Here is an 18282-nt window from a genome sequence, read left to right as displayed (position 1 = left end):
GGCTCTCGTGTGCCATGATGGGCCGGTGGATACTGCTGCAGATATTTCCCAGGTGACGGATGCTGCTCGCGCTGCGGCGCGAGTGCTCGCGAACGCGACGACCCAGGTAAAAAACCGCGGTCTCGAGGCGATTGCGGCTGCGCTCATTGATCGCAGTGACCAGATTCTGGCCGCTAATGCTGAAGATGTCGCCCGCGGTCGCGCGGAGCAGATGAGCGAGGGCCTGCTGGATCGCCTCGCTCTGACCCCCGATCGTATTCGTGGAATCGCCGAGGCTGTCCGCGAGATCGCGGGTTTGCCCGACCCGATCGGTCAGGTCGTGCGTGGAATGCGCACCGATATTGGCCTGCGCGTGACGCAGGAGCGCGTCCCCCTGGGCGTTATCGGCATCATCTACGAGGCCCGCCCCAACGTGACGATCGACGCTGCCTCGCTCGCTCTGAAGGCCGGCAACGCGGTCGTGCTGCGCGGTGGAAGCGCCGCACAGTCCTCGAATCGCGTTCTCATCGAGGTGTGCCGCGATGCGCTGACCTCCGTCGGCCTGCCCGCCGATGCGATCACCACGGTGGATCCGTGGGGCCGCGCGGGCGCCCGAGCGATGATGCGTGCGCGTGGCGCGATCGATGCGCTGATTCCGCGAGGGGGAGCGGGGCTTATCAATGCTGTCGTCGAAGAGTCGCGGGTTCCGGTTATCGAGACGGGCACGGGTAACTGCCATGTGTACGTGGATGCCTCCGCTGACCTGGAGGCCGCTGAGGCCATCATCATGAACGCGAAGACGCAGCGCGTGGGCGTGTGCAACGCGGCGGAGACGCTGCTCGTGCACGCCGACGTTGCCGAGCGTTTCCTCGTCGCTGCCGTTACCCGTCTGACGACGGCTGGCGTGACGATCCACGCGGATGAGGCCACCCGGGCCGTTGTCGATGGCCAGCCTTCGATCGATGCTGAGATGATCGTCGATGCAACCGAGGCCGACTGGGAGACCGAGTACCTCTCGATGGATCTGGCTGTGCGCGTCGTCGCCGACGTTGACGAGGCGATTGAGCATATTCGCCGCTATTCCTCGGGGCATACGGAGGGCATCGTGGCATCCGATGTGGCCGTCGTGCGCGCGTTCCGATCGGGCATCGATGCCGCGGCTATCGCGGTGAACGCCTCGACGCGCTTCACGGACGGCGGTCAGCTGGGTCTGGGCGCCGAGGTGGGTATCTCGACGCAGAAGTTGCACGCGCGTGGCCCGATGGGCCTCGCGGAGCTCACGACGACCACGTGGATCTACGAGGGTGAAGGAACGATCCGCCCGTGAGTGCGCAGGATAACCACACGGTGCAGTCCTCCGACGAGGCCGCGATCGAAAAGACCACCGAGGCCACGGCGGGGGCGACCGCGGCCCCGGCCTCGCCCCAGCATCCCCCGCGCGCGCTGCGTCGGCGCCGCGCGATCGGCATCATGGGCGGTACCTTCGATCCGATCCACCACGGCCACCTCGTTGCGGCCTCGGAGGTCATGGACGTCTACGGCCTCGACCAGGTCGTCTTCGTCCCGGCGGCCATGCAGCCCTTCAAGGCGGATCGACGCGTGACCTCGGCGGAGCACCGCTACCTGATGACGGTCGTTGCAACGGCGTCGAACCCGCGCTTCGCCGTGTCTCGCGTGGATATTGACCGCGGTGGGACGACCTACACGATCGATACGCTGGCGGACCTGTCGCGCGAATACCCGGACTCGGATTTCTACTTCATCACGGGTGCCGACGCGCTGGCACAGATCGCGCAGTGGAAGGACGCCGACAAGCTCTTTGAGCAGGCGCACTTCATCGGCGTGACGCGCCCCGGGCACAACCTGTCGGATCCCGGCCTGCCGCACGAGTCCGTGTCGCTGCTGGAGGTCCCCGCTATGGCGATCTCGTCGACGGACTGCCGCACGCGCGTCGAAGAGGGCAAGCCGGTGTGGTACCTGGTGCCCGACGGCGTCGTCCAATACATCAACAAATACGGCCTGTACCGGTCCTAACCCAAGGAGAAACGTGAGCCTTCCCGACGCTACCGCAGAACTGGCGAGCCTGGTTGCTCGCGCCGCGCACGACCGCGGCGGTATCAACCCGGTGCTTGTTGACGTGACCAGCAAGCTCGCCCTGGCGGACGCCTTCGTGGTTGTTTCGGCGCCGACGGACCGTCAGGTGCGTGCTATTGCCGAGGACATCATGGATCGTATCTGGGCCGAGCATCAGCGCCGCCCCGCCCACATCGAGGGGCGCGCGGAGGGTACGTGGGTGCTCCTGGACTACTCGGATCTGCTCGTCCACGTCCTGTCCGAGGAAGAACGCGAGTACTACGCTCTCGAGCGCCTGTGGGGCGACTGCCCGGCCGTGCCGATTGACGTAGACACCGACGAGGCCCGCGCCGCTGCCGCCGAGCGTGCTGCCGCGCACGGGGTGGAGAGTGCGCAGTGAGCGCCTCGCGGATCGTCCTGCTGCGCCACGGCCAGACGGACTTCAACCTTGCACGGCGCTTTCAGGGGCGTATCGATCAGCCCCTGAACGAGGCCGGTCGTTCCCAGGCGGCGGGTGCCGCCGGCGTGCTGGTGAGCCGCCTGTGCGAGCCGAGTGCCGAGGTTGGCATGATTGCCGCCGAAGATGGGCGCAGCTACGACGACGGGGGAGTGCGCATCGTGAGCTCGCCCCTGGGGCGCGCGGTGGATACTGCGAGGATCATCGCACGCGTCTTTGACATCGCGGGCTACCCGTGCGAGGGGCCGGAACTCGACGAGCGGCTTACGGAGCGCTTCTACGGGAGCTTTGAGGGCAAGACCTACGAGGAGATAGCCGCCGAGCAGCCCGAGGCCTACGCGCAGTATCGCGCGCAGGGGGAGTGTGACATCGCCGAGGTGGAACGCTCCGAGGTCGTGGGTGAGCGCGTTCGCGATGCCGTCCTGGAAGCGGCACGGGCGTGCCGCGGGGACCAGTCTCTGATCGTCGTTTCGCATGGCTCTGCGATCGCGCGCGGCATCGTGTCGCTGCTGGGCCTGGATCCGGCGGTTTTCAATGGGCTGCGCGGAGTCGATAACTGCCACTGGTCGGAGCTCGTGCCTGTCGGGATGTCGACCTCTAAGAGCGCGGCCATCAGCGGGTGGCGGCTGGCGTCGCATAACATCGGCTCTCGTGAGGACATTTTGGGGGCATGATGGCTCTCGGGCCCCTCGTTACCGCCGAATATCAAGGTTATTGAGCGTTGTGACGAGGGGCACTCGATTGGATTTGCGTCATTCTTGAAAGGTCCGCTATTATTTATCAGGTCGCCAGGGCGACGAACTAAATAACGGGGCTATGGCGCAGTTGGTAGCGCGCTTCCATGGCATGGAAGAGGTCGGGGGTTCGAATCCCCCTAGCTCCACAGAAAATTTCGACATCCGATTTCGGGTGTCGATTTTTTTTATTGCGTGAGCAGTGGTCATGCTTGTGATTGCAGCTTGGTCAGTTGTTTTATCCGAATTATAACGTTTCGGTATCGGCATATGGGATGTTCAAAATCTGTCAAACTGAGAAAGCATTGAAAATAGGTGGATTCACCTGTAAAGACTTACTGAAAAAACCTTGAAAAATGCTGTACCGCGTGGAAAGATTTACCTGTTCTTGTTCCATCGTGTTAGGCCGGTAGTCAATGTCGTTCCAGCTCACTCGTACACACACGTCCGTGGTTCTCGCTGCAACCACGATCGCGGCTTCGCTCGTTGTCATCCCCACCCTCGCTGAGGGAAACGAGACGACCAGCGACGCGTTCTGCAACGCCCTGTCGGGGGCGGAAGGTCGCATCACCGCTGAATACAATCCGCTTCTGGCGAGCTACGCCGCCGCGGCCGCGGGTAACTCTGCGACACCCGCCCTGGACCCCGCCCGTGAGTCCGAGCTGCGAGCTGCCCTCGCCGATGCGCAGGCCGCACTCGAGGCGGCGCAGCAGAGCGCCCTTGAGCCCACCTCCTCCGCCGGTGAGGCTGCGCCCGCAGCGGATACTGCGAGCCGGGGCCTCGACTGGGTTGACTGGTCCCAGGTTGACGACGCCACCCAGGCGCGGATCATCGAGGCTCTCGTCATTCAGAAGATGAACGCCTACCGAGCCAACGCTGGCCTGCCGGAGCTGGTTGTCTCTGACACGGTGACCACCGACGCTCGTGCGTGGAGCAAGCACATGTCGGACAGCGATGACTTCAGCCACGACCCGGACTACAAGTACTTCGGCGCAGGCAAGCTCGACGGCGGTGACACGACCTACGCCGGTGAGAACATCGCCTACAACCACCGTGAGAACTTTGGCGACAAGTGGGGCGCCTACGGCACCTCCAAGAACCCGATGCAGGCGGCAGACGCCCTCTTCGATCAGTGGAAGAACTCCTCTGGCCACGACAAGAACATGCTGGCCCAGAACAACGTTGTTGGCGTCGGCGTGCACATCGCGAAGCACGGTAACTTCACGCGTATCTACGGCACGCAGAAGTTCTACGCCGTCACCGGCGGCTCGCCCAACGTGTCGCGCTTCCACACGACTGGCGATACTGCGTCCGCGTACGGCTTCGACGGTTCCGCTTTCAACGCCGACAACACCAACTACGTCTCCGGCCTCGCGGGTGGCGGAGACGCGCAGCGCGCCAACTCCTGGCAGAACAAGGTGGGCTCCCTTCCCGGTGTTGCCCTCCCCGTCGACGTGTCGAGCCTCCCAGCAAAGGCTGGATCTGCTGCTCCCGCGACCTCGACTCCCGCACCCGCCGACACCGCACCCTCCGCTGATCGTCAGCAGGCCGTGATTGATGCGCAGGCGTCTGTCAACGCCGCTCAGGCTGCTCTGGACGAGTACCTGGCCTCGGCTGAGGAGAGCAAGCCCGCCACCTCTCTCGCGGATATCGACGCTGAGCTTGATCGTGTCGCGGAGTCCATTGCATCCCAGACCGCCGTGCGCCCCGAAAAGGATGGTGGCGTCACGTTGCAGGGGGGCGAGAACGCTGGCCGCTACCTGACCGCCACCGAGTATCGCGATGTCCTCATGCGCTGCACGACCCTCTCTGTCGAGCAGGATGGCAACAACCCCTCCGTGGGTGACGGTGCCGGTTCGACGCCGGATCAGCAGGCCTCGTCGGATGAGGCATCCGCGCTCGCGAACGGCGACGACAACCCCTCCGTGGGCCAGAAGCCCGGTCAGACGCCTGCTCCTTCCGTTCCGTCTGCCGCGCCTTCGGCCCCCGCCAACGGTGGTGGCGACCCGTCTGCCGCGCCTTCGGCCCCCGCCAACGGTGGCGGTGACCCGTCTGTTGCGCCTTCCGCCCCTGCGAACGGTGATACCACCCCGGCTGCACCTGAGACGAACGCTCCCGCCGACGATCAGGGAACGGTGACTGCTCGCGTTGACATCACCCCGAGTGCTGATCCGACGCAGGCCTCCACCCCTGCATCCCGGGATGCTTCCACCCCGACGCAGGCGCGCGCTGATGCCCTCGCAGCAACCGGTGCGTCCTCCGTGTGGGTGGGCGTGGGAGCCGTTGCGGTTCTGGTTGCCGGCGCTGGTGCGGTTGTCGCATCGCGTCGAGCTAAGCGCTGACGTATCACTCTGAAGCCCCGCCGGTGAGTTTGCTCATCGGCGGGGCTTTTTCGTGCGTATCGATGTCTTTTCACCGCGACTGGCAACGAGGATGGCGTCTTATTTGGTGTGTCACTTTACCTTGTGTATAGTCAGTAAAGGAATGCTGCGAAACTAATGTGCATTCGTCGACAGAGCGTACCTGGCCCGCTGAAGGGATGTGCGCGCTCACCGTCTTCTATTCAGAGAGGAATAAGATATGCGACCCATCAATATGCGCAGGAGCGTGATGGCAGCCCTTGGTGCTGCCGCCCTCGTTGTTGGCCCGTTGGCTCCCGCTTATGCCTTCCCAGCCGTTTCGAGCCAAGACGGTGAGCCTGTGGGCGTCGCCGTCGAGGTCCCGGTGGGGGAGCCGACGGTGGATCCCACCGCTGAACCTACGGCGGATTCATCCCCCACCCCTGAGCCTGTCCCCACCCCGGAACCGGCCCCCACCCCGGAACCGGCCCCCACCCCGGAACCGGCCCCCGCGCCGAAGCCCTCGTGGAAGATGGATTCGGTGGGCTGGTGGTATGACCTGGACAATGGGTCGTACGCACGCGATGAAAAGCGTGACATCGATGGGGCAACATACCGATTCAACGGCAGCGGATACATGGTGACCGGGTGGTACAACCTTGGGGGAGCGTGGGAGTACTTTGCGCCCTCGGGTGCTCAGGTGCGCGGATGGGCCAATGTGTCGGGAACCTGGTACTTCCTGGACCCGCAGAGCGGAGTGATGCGCACTGGCTGGATCACGGTCGATGGCACTTGGTACTACCTGGAGGCCTCCGGTGCCATGAAGACTGGCTGGCTTAACCAGGGCGGCACCTGGTACTACCTCAGTGGCTCGGGTGCGATGGTGAGCGGTTGGAACGCGATTGGCGGCACCTGGTACTACTTCAACGAGTCCGGTGCGATGGTCACCGGCTGGCTCAAGCAGGGTGGTTCCTGGTACTTCCTGAACTCCTCCGGCGCCATGAAGACCGGCTGGCTCAGCCAGGGCGGTACCTGGTTCTACCTGAACGGCTCGGGCGTCATGGTGAGTGGTTGGAACGCGGTCGGTGGCTCCTGGTACTACTTCAACGAGTCCGGTGCGATGGTTACCGGCTGGCTCAGCCAGGAAGGCTCCTGGTACTACCTGAACGCGTCTGGCGTCATGGTGACAGGTACTCAGTGGATTGGCGGCGAGCGCCACTGGTTCTACGACTCGGGCGTGTGGTGGGGCCTGTACCCGGTTGCCTCGGCCCCATCGGCAAGCAGCGGCGGTTCCTCTTCTTCCGCGTATTACAAGAACTGTGACGAGGTGAGGCGTGCGGGCAAAGCTCCTCTGTATCGGGGACAGCCCGGTTACAGCCTTGATCTTGACCGTGATGGTGACGGTATCGCCTGTGAGTATCACCGTGGGCGTTAATCAGTGAGTAATCCGGGCCCGGTCGAAAGATCGGGCCCGGATTCTTCCTGTCACAAGACGTTCAAGAAGCGACAGTACGGGTAGACAGACGAAGGGGGCGTGGCCACGCGGCCACGCCCCCTGGCGTCTCTGAGAGGCTGATCAGCCCGCGTCCACCGCCTGGTTGGCGATCTGACGCTCACACACGTCGATGAGCTCGCGGATGATGCGGATCGTGCCGGCGGACGCGTCCGCGTGAGCCTCGATCCAGGCCTTGCCGGAGGCGACCACGTCGACCTCGGGGGCGTAGCCCGCCAGCGCATTCGGGAAGAGCAGCGTCGTGAGGTCCTCGGCGGTGTGGAAGGTGAAGGTCTCCCAGATGCCCGCCAGGGCCTCGAAGTACTCGCCCACGTAGCTGGCGTATGCCGACGGGTTGGTACGCGCCTGCGCCCAGAAGCCCGAGATCATCGCCCAGCGGGTGTCGTTGGGGATCGAGGTGTCGGTGAGGACCTTGTCCCACACGTCGGCCTTGATCCACTCGCCCTCGCGAGCCGCACGAGCGGCGGCCGCGTTCTGGTGACCGGTCATTGTGTCGTCGGTGGCCTCCAGGGCTGCGATGTCCTCTTCGGTTGCGGCGCCTCCGCGCACCAGGGCGATCAGCAGGTCCCACTTGAGGTCGACGTCGAGGTCCAGGCCGTCCAGGGTCTGGGTGCCGTCGTAGAGGGCGCGGATGGCCTCGAACTGCTCGGGGCTGGTCGCGTTGCGGGCCGCGGCTGCGACGAGCATGCGCTGCGCGTCGGAGCCGGAGGCGGCAGTGCGAGCCAGGAGGAGCAGGCGACGGCCCGTGTCCTCGGCGGCCTCGGCGCGGTACTGCGGTGCCACGAAGGTGCGCACGGCCTCGTCGATGTGACGCAGGGTGAGCGTCAGGAGACTCATGTTGTCCTCGACGGGAACGGCGCGCAGGGCCAGGTTCAGGTAGTCGCGTGCCGGCATCTCGCCGTCGCGGGTCATGTCCCACGCGGAGGCCATGACGACGCCGCGGGTCAGGGAGTCCGTGAACTTGGTGATGTTGGTGATCGCGAAGGCCAGGGACTGCTCGTCGAGGCGGACCTTGGCGTAGCCGAGGTCTCCGTCGTTGACGAGGATGAAGTCCGGGCGAGCGATGCCCGCGGCGGCTTCGATGACCGTGGACGCGCCGTCAATGTCGAGCTCCTCGCGGAAGACCTGGGCCAGCGTGCCCTCTTCGGTCAGCGAGTAGCCGGCCACGCCCATGCGGTGCGGGCGCAGGGAGGCACCCTCGGAGAAGGCTTCCTGCATGATCTCGAGGCGCTCGATCGTGCCGTCCTCAGAGGTCGTGATGACCGGACGCAGGAGGGTGACGCCGGCTTCCTCCAGCCACACCTTCGACCACGAGGCCAGGTCGCGGCCCGAGGCGGCGGCCAGCTCGGAGAGCAGGTCGTCCAGCGTGGCGTTGGCGTAGGAGTGCTTCGTCAGGTACTCGTGCAGGCCCGCGAAGAAGGCGTCGCGTCCCACGTAGGAGACGAGCTGGCGCAGCACGGAGGCGCCCTTGGCGTAGGTGATGCCGTCGAAGTTGACCTCGACGTCGGCCAGGTCGCGGATCTCGGCCGTAATCGGGTGGGTCGTGGGCAGCTGATCCTGCTTGAGACCCCAGTCCTTGCGGACCATGAAGCCCGTCCAGCCTTCGGTGTACTTGGTGGCCTCGGCCAGAGCCAGGTGGCTCATGAACTCGGCGAAAGACTCGTTGAGCCACAGGTCGTTCCACCACTTCATGGTGACCAGGTCGCCGAACCACATGTGTGCCAGCTCGTGCAGGATCGTGTTAGCGCGAGCCTCCATCTGAGCCTCGGTGGGACGGGTGCGGAATACGTAGGCGTCGCGGAAGGTCACACAGCCGGCGTTCTCCATAGCGCCCGCGTTGTACTCGGGCACGAAGATCTGGTCGTACTTGGTGAAGGGGTACGCGATGCCGTAGGCACCCTCGAAGAACTCGAAGCCCTGGCGGGTGATCTCGATGATCTCGTCGGCATCCAGGTGCTCAACGATCGAGGCACGGGCGTAGACCCCCAGGTCGATCGTGCGGCCGTCGGAGGAGGTCAGCGTGGCCGTCGTGCCCTCGTAGGGGCCGGCGACGATCGCGGTGATGTAGGTCGACATGACCTCGGTGGTCGCGAAGCGGTAGATCCAGGCCTCGCCCTCTTCCTCGGGGGTGGGGGTCGGCGCGTTGGAGAAGACCTTCCAACCCTTGGGGGCCTTGACCGTGAGGGTGAAGGTGGACTTCAGGTCGGGCTGCTCGAAGGTCGTGTAGACGCGGCGGGCGTCCGGGACCTCGAACTGGGAGTAGGTGTAGGCCTGGCCGTCGGCGGGGTCGACGAAGCGGTGCAGGCCCTCGCCGGTGTGCATGTACTGGCAGGATGCCTCAACTTCGAGGACGTTGTGCTCGGCAAGGTTCTCCAGCGCGATGCGGTTGTCCTGGTGCACCGAGAAGGGGTCCAGGGCATTGCCGTTCAGCGTGATCGAGTGGACGTTGTTGGACACGAGGTCAGCGAACGTGGAGGCGCCTTCGCGCGCGTCGAACTCGATGCGGGTGAATGAACCGAAGTCGGTGTCTCCGCGCGTGAGGTCCAGGGAGATCTCATAGCGGGTCACAGAGGAAATGACCGAGGCGCGCTCGGTCGCTTCCTCGCGAGTCAGGTTCAGGCCTGGCATGGGTTGCCTTTCCGTCGATGGAATGGGAGCGCTGTTGCGCTCAACATTCCTATGTTGTCATGTGTTGGGTGTGATTGCGCGGGGCGCGCCGCATTTTGTCGGCTGGGACACGCTTTCACCAGATGGTGACGCGCTGGGAGGGTTCCAGCCACATCGCGTCGGTGGGGGTCACGTCGAAGGCCCGGGCGAAAGTGTCAAGGTTCTTCAGTACCTGGTTGCAGCGGAACTCAGCGGGCGAGTGGGGGTCGATCGCCAGCATCTGGCGCGCGAACTGGGGGCGCGTGGCCGTGCGCCAGGCGCGTGCCCACGAGTAGAAGAAGCGCTGCGGACCCGTGATGCCGTCGATGACGGGAGCGGACTGCGGGGTCAGCCCCTGCTCAGCGAGCGAGGCCGCCCATGCCTTCCACGCGATGGTCAGGCCGCCGAGGTCGCCGATGTTCTCGCCGATCGTGAGTGCGCCGTTGACGTGGGGGAGCGTGCGTTCGTCGCCTTCCTCCGACTCCTCACCCTGCTCGAGGAGGATGGCAGGTGTGAGCGCGTCGTACTGCTCGATGAGGGCGTGCGTTCGCTCTTCGAAGGCGGCGCGGTCCTCATCCGTCCACCAGTTCGACAGGTTGCCCGCCCCGTCGTAGCGTGAGCCCTGGTCGTCGAAGCCGTGCCCGATCTCGTGGCCGATGACCGCGCCGATCGCGCCGAAGTTCACCGCGTCGTCGGCCTCGGTGTCGAAGAACGGAGGCTGGAGAATCGCGGCGGGGAAGACGATCTCGTTCTGGGTGGGGTTGTAGTAGGCGTTGACCGTCTGGGGGGTCATGTACCACTCGTCGCGGTCCACCGGGCGGCCCAGCTTGGCCCACTCACGGTCGGTGGCGTGGGCGTTGGCGGTGCGCACGTTCTCGACGATCGTAGCCTCGGGGTCCAGGTGCAGCGTCGAGTAGTCGCGCCACTTGACGGGGTAGCCGATCTTGGGGTTGAAGGTCGCGAGCTTGTCCAGCGCCTTGACCTTGGTGTCCTCGCTCATCCAGTCGAGGCCACGGATCGACTCGCCGTAGGCGTCGAGGAGTCGGCGCACCAGCGCGTCCATGGCCTCCTTGGCGTTGGGCGGGAAGTGGCGGGCCACCCACGCGCGGCCCATGGCCTCGCCCAGGTAGGCCTCGATGAGTCCGAGGGCCCGCTTCCAGCGCGGGCGCAGTTCCTGTGTGCCGGACAGAGTGCGACCGTGGAAGTCGAAGTTCTCGTTCACGAAATCGCTCGACAGGAGCGACGCGTGGCAGTCGATCGCCGAGGCGCTCAGCCACTCCTTGAGCATGGACAGGTCGGTGGCGGCCCACAGGGCGGCTGCAGCGATGAGGAAGTCGGGCTGGTCGACGTTCACGACGAGGCCGGCGACGGGCATGCGCGCGCCCTGCGCCCACGCGTCCCAGTCGAAGCCGGGGGCGAGGGTAGCAATCTCCTCCCAGGGGGTCGGGTTGTCGGAGAGCAGCGGGTCGCGGTTGCTCACCGAGTCACGGTGATGCGAGGCGACCTGGGTCTCCAACTCCATGATGCGCGCGGCTGCGCCCTCATGGTCGGGGACACCGGCGAGGCCGAGGAGGCGGGCGGTGTGCGCGACGTAGGCATCGCGGATCGGCGCGTAATCCTCCTCGCGGTAGTAGGCCTCGTCGGGCAGGCCGATGCCGGACTGGACGAGGGAGACCATGTAGCGCGATGAGTCATGCGGGTCGGTGCCCACGTATGCGCCGACGAGGCCCCCGATGCCCTCGCGCATGAGGCGGCCCATCTCGCGGGCGAGTTCCTCGTGGGTTGCGCAGGCGTTGATCGCGTCGAGGTCGGGGCGCAGGGGAGTGGCTCCTGCTGCCTCGATGGTGTCCTCGTCAAGGAATTGAGTCCACAGGGTGGCGATGCGCTGCGCGTCCGGATCGTCGAGAGTGCCATTGGCAGCATCCTGGGCGATGGCGCGGGCGTGCTTTTCCGAGGCGTCGCGCAGCGCGTGGAAGGCCCCGTCCATGGGGCGGTCCGCGGGGATCGTGTGTGTCGCCAGCCAGGTTCCGTTGACATGGCGGTAGAAGTCGTCCTGGGGACGTACCGTCGAATCGGTGTACGCGGTGTCGAGGACTCGGGCCAGCAGTGTGTTCGTCATGCCTTAACTCTAGGGGGAAAAACGGGGATGAGGTGAGGTGAGTGGTCCTCGGGTGGCACCCGCCCGTATTTACGTCATGTTGATGGGATGTTATTCGTCATTTGTGACTGGAATTGTGCGGGTGAGTGCGAATGTGAGTTTGATGCACGCCCATTGTGCACATATGTGCATAGTCGTGTGTACATTCGTTCAAATGGATGGGGGACGGGCATTATGGAGGGAGCAATGAGGCACTTCCTCATCAGTGAGGTGAAGGGATTTTTTACGGTGAAGACACTTCGCACTGACGTGTGTGTCATCGGTGGCGGATCCACCGGTGCCGGCGTCGTCCGCGACGTCGCCATGCGCGGCTTCTCAGCCGTCCTCGTCGACCGGGCGGACATCGCTCAGGGAACCTCCGGTCGCTTCCACGGTCTGCTCCACTCGGGCGGCCGCTACATTGCGTCCGATCCGGAGTCGGCCACCGAGTGCGCCGAAGAAAACGAGATCGTCCAGCGCATCAACGCTAACGCCGTCGAGGCCACCGGCGGCCTCTTCGTCGTGACCGCCCAGGACGATGAAGAGTACGCGGACCAGTTCCTGGCCCGCGCCGCGGCTGCAAAGGTGCCCGCCGCAGAAATCTCCATCGCCGAGGCGCTGCGCCGCGAACCTCGCCTGGACCCGCGTATCAAGCGTGCCTTCGAAGTTCAGGACGGCACGGTCGACGGATGGCAGATGACCTGGGGAGCGATCCGCTCCGCGCAGGCATACGGGGCGCAGGTCCTGACCTACCACCGCGTCACCTCCATCGAACGCGAGGGTGAGCGCATCAGCGCCGTCATCGTCCACGATGAGCGCGGAGGGGAAGACGTGCGCATCGAATGCGGCTTCGTCCTCAACTGCGGCGGCCCCTGGGCCGGACAGATTGCCGCCATGGCCGACTGCCACGGCGTCGACGTCGTCCCGGGCGCCGGCATCATGATCGCGATGAACCACCGACTGAGCCATTCGGTCATTAACCGCTGCGTGTGGCCCGCCGACGGCGACATCCTCGTGCCCGACCACACCGTTTGCATCATCGGCACGACCGACCTCAAGGCCGACGACCCGGATCGCCTGTCTATCCCCGCCGACCAAGTCCAGCAGATGCTCGACTCCGGCGAGGCCATGATCCCCGGCTTCCGCAAGTCTCGCGCCGTGCACGCCTGGGCCGGCGCGCGCCCTCTCGTCAAGGACTCGCGCGTGTCTGCGACCGACACCCGCCACATGGCGCGCGGCATGAGCATCATCGACCACAACACGCGCGACGGCGTCTACGGCATGCTCACCATCGCGGGCGGCAAGCTCACCACCTACCGCCTCATGGCCGAGCGCATCGTCGACATCATGTGCGAGGAGATGGGCGAGCAGCGCGCCTGCAAGACCGCCGACGAGGCCGTTCCCCCCGCCAAGGAAGAGCGCCTCTACACGATCGGCCACCGCCTCGACAATGTCGAATCGCGCAACGAATCCCCCTCCCACGAGCAGATCATCTGCGAGTGCGAGATGGCCACGCGAGCCATGCTCGAAAACGTTATGGACACCCTGCCCAAGGGCCAGTTCGACGACGTTCGTCGCCAGATGCGCCTGGGCATGGGCCCCTGCCAGGGTGGCTTCTGCTCCCAGCGCGCCGCGGGCATCGCCCACGAGCGCGGCGATATCGACTCGATGCGCGCCAACTCCCTCCTGCGCCTCTTCCTGAAGAACCGCTGGATCGGATTGTGGCCCATCATGTTCGGCAAGCAAGCCAGGCAGGCTGCACTGGACGCCTGGATTCACGAGGGCACGCTCGACGTTGAGCACCTGCCCGCACCCAGCGAGGAGGTTGTTCGATGAGAGACGTCGTCGTTATCGGCGCTGGCCTGGCAGGCCTGGCCGCCGCGATCAAGGCTTCCGATGCCGGACTGAGCGTAACCCTCGTCACGAAGGGCGTGGGCGGCATTCAGCTCGGCACGGGCACGGTCGACATCCTCGGCTACCGCCCCGAGCTGGTCGACAAGCCCCTCGAGGCACTGGAAGGCCACGTGGCTTCGCGTCCCACCCACCCCTACAGCCACGTCACCCCCGACCACGTCGGTGCCTCCGTTGCATGGCTGCGGGACCTCGTCGGTTCCGATGCGCTCATCGGTGACGAAACCCGCAACGTGCGCATCCCCACCGGCGTTGGTGCGCTGCGCCCCACCTGCCTGATCCCGCCCTCGATGGAGGCAGGCATCCCCCAGGCGGGCGCCCGCTACGCCATCGTGGGACTGGCCCGTTTCAAGGACTTCTACCCCGGCCTCGTCGCCGAAAACCTGACGCGCCAAAACGGCCCCGACGGCGCCCCGATCAAGGCGCGCGCCCTGTCCGTCGACTACGTCGTGCGCGACGGTGAGGTCGACTCGACCGGCACCAACCACGCGCGCAGCCTCGACCGCGAGGAGAATCGCGCGCGCCTGGCAGACCAGATCCGCCCCCTCCTCGAGGAAGGCGAAATCGTCGGCCTGCCGGCAGTCCTCGGCCTCGAGGATCCGAACGCGTGGCGCGACCTGGCGGACAAGCTCGGCCACCCCGTCTTCGAGATCCCGATCCAGCCCCCGTCGGTGCCCGGCATGCGCCTGAACGCCCTGCTCACCCGCATCGCCTCGTCCAAGTGCCGCGTCGTCCTCGGATCCCCGATCAAGGCCGTACACACGAGCGATGGACGCGTGAGCGCCGTCGAGTACGCCAGCGCGGGACGCTCCACGATCGTGGAAACCCGATCCCTCATCCTCGCAGCCGGCGGATTCGAATCCGGCGCCCTGGACATGGACTCCTATGGCACCGTGCGCGAAACCATCTGCGGCCTGCCCGTCATGGGCGCCTCCGGACAGCTCCTGCACGCCGACTTCTGGGGCGAGGACCAGCCCCTCTTCCTGGCCGGCCTGGCCGTGGACGACAACATGCGCGTCCTGAACGAGGAAGGCGCGCCCGTGTGCCCCAACCTGTACGCCGCCGGAGGAAACCTGGCCGGCGCCACCCGCTGGCGCGAAAAGAGCGGCGAAGGAATCGCGCTGGCCAGCGCGCTCGCGGCCGTCGACTCGATCGTGGAGGAACTGAAATGACCCTGGAAATGTCAACGCTGATGGGACCGGGCGTGGAGGAAGAGGACGTCTTCGCCCTGAGTGGTGATGCCGCGCTGCGCGCCAGCCTCGACTCGTGCGTGAAGTGCACGATCTGCGAGACCCAGTGCCCGGTCATGCGTGTCACCGACCTGTTCGCCGGCCCCAAGTACTCCGGCCCGCAGGCCGAGCGCTTCCGCAAGGACGGGCAGATGGTGGACAAGTCCATCGACTACTGCTCCTCGTGCGGCACCTGCTCGCTCGTGTGCCCCCAGGGCGTGAAGGTCACCGAGATCATCCACCACCGCCGCACCGCCATGAAGGAAGCCCACGGCATCCCCATGCGCGACCGCCTCATTGGGCGCACCTCGCTGATTGGCACGATGATGACTCCGGTCGCCCCGATCGCAAACTGGGCGCTCGACGTGAAGCCGATCCGCATGGCGATGGAGGCCATCATTGGCGTGCACCGCTCGGCCCCCATGCCGCGCGCCTACGGACGCACCTTCGAGTCCTGGTTCAAGAAGCACACGCCCCTGCCGAACTCGGGCACGCGCGGCCAGGTCATCTTCTTCCACGGATGCGCAGGCCAATTCTTCGAGGTCGAGACCTCGATCCACTCGGTCATGGTGCTCGAACACCTGGGCTACGAGGTCCTGGTTCCCAAGCACGGCTGCTGCGGCCTGGCCCTGCAGTCCAACGGCCTGTACGACGACGCGCGCAAGTACGTCTCCAAGCTGACCAACGACCTGCGCAGCGTCAACCGTGACGCCCCGATCATCTCCGCGTCCGGTTCGTGCGGCGGCATGCTGCGTCATGAGGCCCACGAGATCCTCGAGATGGACACCCCGGAGCTGCGCGACGTGGGCTCCCGCACGTGGGACATCAGCGAGTTCCTGCTGCACCTGTACGACAAGGGTGAACTGGACACGAACTTCCAGCGCATCGACGTCACCATCCCGTACCACGCCCCCTGCCAGGTCAAGTCCCAGGGCCTGGGCAAGCCGGCGATCGAGCTCATGAGCCTGATCCCCGGCGTGACCGTCAAGGATTCCGAGCAGCCCTGCTGCGGCATCGCGGGCACCTACGGCATGAAGAAGGAGAAGTACGCGATCGCCCAGGCCGTGGGCGCCCCAGTCTTCGACTTCATCAAGCAGGTCAACGCCGAGCTGGCAGCCTGTGACACGGAGACGTGCCGCTGGCAGCTGCGCACGGCCACGGGCGCGAACGTCGTCCATCCGATCTGGCTGATCCACAAGGCCTACGGCTTGCCCAACGGCTGAGACACCAGCGAATATCCCCGGGCGCACGCGACGGTGCGTACCCGGGGATATTACTGTTGAGCCATGAACACTTCTCGCCGCGTCGTCGTCACTGGAGCATCCACCGGAATCGGGCAGGCCACCGCCCGCCTGTTGGCGAAGCGGGGGTGGAGGGTCGTCGCCGTAGCCCGGCGCCGCGAGCGCCTCGAGGCCCTCGCCGAGCAGATTGGCTGCGAGTACTGGGCGGCCGACCTGACCGATGAGGCCCAGGTGAAGGAGATGGCCGCGCATGTCCTGGAGGGTGGCCCCGTGGATGCGGTCGTCAACAACGCCGGCGGAGCGATCGGCGTGGACCGGGTCGCCGAGGGGGATCCCGCCCGGTGGAGCGCGATGTTCGAACGCAACGTGCTCACCGCCCTGCACTGCTCGCGTGCGTTCCTGCCCGGAATGCGCGAGCGCGGGGGAGACCTCGTGTTCCTGACCTCGACCGCGGCGCACGACACCTACCCGGGAGGCGGCGGATACGTGGCTGCCAAGCACGCCGAGCGCATCATCGCCAACACGCTGCGTCAGGAGCTGGTGGGCGAGCCCGTGCGCGTCATCGAGATTGCCCCCGGCATGGTGCGCACCGAGGAGTTTTCGCTCAACCGGCTCGGCTCCCAGGAAGCCGCTGACCGCGTCTATGAGGGCGTTTCTGCCCCTCTTGTGGCCGAAGATGTCGCGGAGGCGATCGTGTGGACCCTGGAGCGCCCGTCCCACGTCAACATCGATTCGATGATCGTGCGCCCGGTGGCTCAGGCGACGAACACCCTCGTCGCTAGGGATACCAGCGGAGAGTAATACCGCTGCGCCGGTCGTATGCATGGAACGAGGCCGGGGCCGCACGCGCGATGGGGTGCGCGTCGCGGTCCCGGCCTCGGGTCTGTGTCACTCGCTCCAGGCGAGGATGATGTGTTTGCTACCGGCGATGTCCGTGGCCTTTGTCAGCTGTGTGGCCTCGCCTCCGCCAACGGGCGCGGAGTAGAGCTGGAAGCTAATGTCGTCTTCGAGCTTTTTGAATGGAGCCAAGAGCGCCATGCGCGTGCCGTCGGGGCTCACTCGCAGGGTCTTGACGATCTCATGGGTACCGTCGAGGTTCGGCAGGTTCACCTTCGTCCACTCTTCGATGCGCAGGGACTTGTCGGACTCCGTCGTCTGTGAGAGAGGCTTTCCCTTCTTGGAGTACACGGCGTCCTTGTCCACGGTCAGGCACGTCCCATCCGGGGTGACGGCGAGTGCCCCGTAGCATCCGACGCCATCTTTGTTGGCCGCCCACGCGTAGTAGCCGATCGCGATGGGAGTGGAATCGGGCAGAATCTGGAAGTCCTGCGTGTTCGAGACCGTGAAGGTGGTGGGAACAGCCTCGGGTGCCTCAGTCTCGGAGGCGAAGCGGTAGAGGGTCCCGACGAAGTCCCCGTCGTCGGGCTTGTCTTCGTGCGCGACGTAGATGGAACCGTCGGGCCCGAACTTGGCGTACGAATTGGAGTACGAGCGGGACCCTTGCGGTACGGGGATCAGATCATTGAGGAGCGTGAAGGAGCCGTCGGAGGACGCGACCGCGACGCGCTCGTTGCCTCCGGAAGTGTCGATTGCGAGGACGCGCTCGAAGTCGGGGGAATAGCAGTGCTCGCGGACGCAAGCCCCGCCCGTGTACGTCGTGTACTCGCTCGGGACGGTGAATGTGCGCGTCGCCGTCACCTCGCCCGTCGCGGGGTCGTACGCCGTGATCGTGTCGGTCGTGTTGTCGGAATTGTATTCCGTGGACGCGATGACGATCCCCCGCAGGGGCGCGGTCGACGGGTCTGCCGCAGCCGCGGACGAGGCCTCGGCGCTCGCGGTGGGACTGGAGGGGGTCGAGGCCGACCCGCAGGCGGTGAGAGCAAGTGCGGTCGCCGTGGCAAACAGGATCGTGGGGAGGGGTTTGATGGACATGTGGCACCTCTTGAGCGTGATCGGCGGGTGTCGAACGTTGCAGGATAGTTGTGAGCTGACAAATAAATCAAGCTCCAAAAGGTGATGTGCA

13 protein-coding genes and 1 tRNA gene are annotated in these 18282 nt (G+C 65.7%); 11 read left to right on the top strand and 3 right to left on the bottom strand.

What is annotated here, in order from left to right; genetic code table 11:
* Window positions 1-25 precede the first annotated feature (25 nt).
* The 7 genes from FBF35_RS06315 to FBF35_RS06285 all read left to right on the top strand — a co-directional run bounded on the left by FBF35_RS06315 (window position 26) and on the right by FBF35_RS06285 (window position 7017).
* Window positions 26-1306, top strand: a complete 1281-nt coding sequence (locus FBF35_RS06315) for a glutamate-5-semialdehyde dehydrogenase (RefSeq protein WP_060567437.1) — start codon at window positions 26-28, stop codon at window positions 1304-1306.
* Window positions 1303-2013: a nicotinate-nucleotide adenylyltransferase gene (gene nadD / locus FBF35_RS06310; RefSeq protein WP_060567436.1), complete on the top strand. Its 711-nt coding sequence runs from the start codon at window positions 1303-1305 to the stop codon at window positions 2011-2013. The genes FBF35_RS06315 and nadD overlap by 4 nt, the downstream gene beginning before the upstream one ends.
* Before the next feature lie 13 nt (window positions 2014-2026).
* Window positions 2027-2452 carry a ribosome silencing factor gene (rsfS, locus tag FBF35_RS06305; protein WP_060567435.1) on the top strand — a complete coding sequence of 142 codons (426 nt, stop codon included), beginning with the start codon at window positions 2027-2029 and terminating at the stop codon, window positions 2450-2452.
* Window positions 2449-3183 (top strand): histidine phosphatase family protein, encoded by a 735-nt coding sequence (locus FBF35_RS06300; protein WP_060567434.1) that lies wholly within the window; start codon window positions 2449-2451, stop codon window positions 3181-3183. The genes rsfS and FBF35_RS06300 overlap by 4 nt, the downstream gene beginning before the upstream one ends.
* Before the next feature lie 136 nt (window positions 3184-3319).
* Window positions 3320-3392 (top strand) — tRNA-Ala (locus FBF35_RS06295).
* A gap of 267 nt (window positions 3393-3659) precedes the next feature.
* A complete protein-coding gene (locus tag FBF35_RS06290) occupies window positions 3660-5585 on the top strand; it encodes a CAP domain-containing protein (RefSeq protein WP_060567433.1) in 1926 nt (641 codons plus the stop codon).
* A 268-nt stretch (window positions 5586-5853) separates the two neighbouring features.
* A complete protein-coding gene (locus FBF35_RS06285) occupies window positions 5854-7017 on the top strand; it encodes an excalibur calcium-binding domain-containing protein (RefSeq protein ID WP_187348939.1) in 1164 nt (387 codons plus the stop codon).
* Window positions 7018-7158: 141 nt separating this feature from the next.
* Here FBF35_RS06285 and pepN read toward each other — a convergent pair whose 3' ends face one another.
* Together pepN and FBF35_RS06275 are read right to left on the bottom strand one after the other, a co-directional pair.
* Window positions 7159-9723 (bottom strand): aminopeptidase N, encoded by a 2565-nt coding sequence (gene pepN / locus FBF35_RS06280; protein WP_060567432.1) that lies wholly within the window; start codon window positions 9721-9723, stop codon window positions 7159-7161.
* A 115-nt stretch (window positions 9724-9838) separates the two neighbouring features.
* Complete coding sequence (locus FBF35_RS06275; RefSeq protein WP_060567431.1) at window positions 9839-11860, bottom strand: M13 family metallopeptidase; 2022 nt, start codon at window positions 11858-11860, stop codon at window positions 9839-9841.
* Between the two features lie 267 nt (window positions 11861-12127).
* On the opposite strand from FBF35_RS06275, the gene glpA reads away from it, so the two are divergent.
* The 4 genes from glpA (at window position 12128) to FBF35_RS06255 (ending at window position 17060) form a co-directional block, all read left to right on the top strand.
* Window positions 12128-13714 carry an anaerobic glycerol-3-phosphate dehydrogenase subunit GlpA gene (glpA, locus tag FBF35_RS06270; protein WP_060567532.1) on the top strand — a complete coding sequence of 529 codons (1587 nt, stop codon included), beginning with the start codon at window positions 12128-12130 and terminating at the stop codon, window positions 13712-13714.
* A complete protein-coding gene (glpB, locus tag FBF35_RS06265) occupies window positions 13711-14961 on the top strand; it encodes a glycerol-3-phosphate dehydrogenase subunit GlpB (protein WP_060567430.1) in 1251 nt (416 codons plus the stop codon). Before glpA ends, glpB begins: the two co-directional genes overlap by 4 nt.
* On the top strand, window positions 14958-16241 hold the full coding sequence (locus tag FBF35_RS06260; protein WP_060567429.1) for an anaerobic glycerol-3-phosphate dehydrogenase subunit C: 1284 nt from the start codon (window positions 14958-14960) through the stop codon (window positions 16239-16241). The genes glpB and FBF35_RS06260 overlap by 4 nt, the downstream gene beginning before the upstream one ends.
* A gap of 63 nt (window positions 16242-16304) precedes the next feature.
* Window positions 16305-17060, top strand: a complete 756-nt coding sequence (locus FBF35_RS06255) for an SDR family oxidoreductase (protein ID WP_060567428.1) — start codon at window positions 16305-16307, stop codon at window positions 17058-17060.
* Window positions 17061-17147: 87 nt separating this feature from the next.
* Here FBF35_RS06255 and FBF35_RS06250 read toward each other — a convergent pair whose 3' ends face one another.
* Window positions 17148-18191: a hypothetical protein gene (locus FBF35_RS06250; RefSeq protein ID WP_060567427.1), complete on the bottom strand. Its 1044-nt coding sequence runs from the start codon at window positions 18189-18191 to the stop codon at window positions 17148-17150.
* Window positions 18192-18282: the final 91 nt, after the last annotated feature.

This window comes from Schaalia odontolytica (genome assembly GCF_005696695.1).
Classification (GTDB): Bacteria; Actinomycetota; Actinomycetes; order Actinomycetales; family Actinomycetaceae; genus Pauljensenia; species Pauljensenia odontolytica_C.
This window is presented reverse-complemented; position numbering and strand designations above follow the sequence as displayed.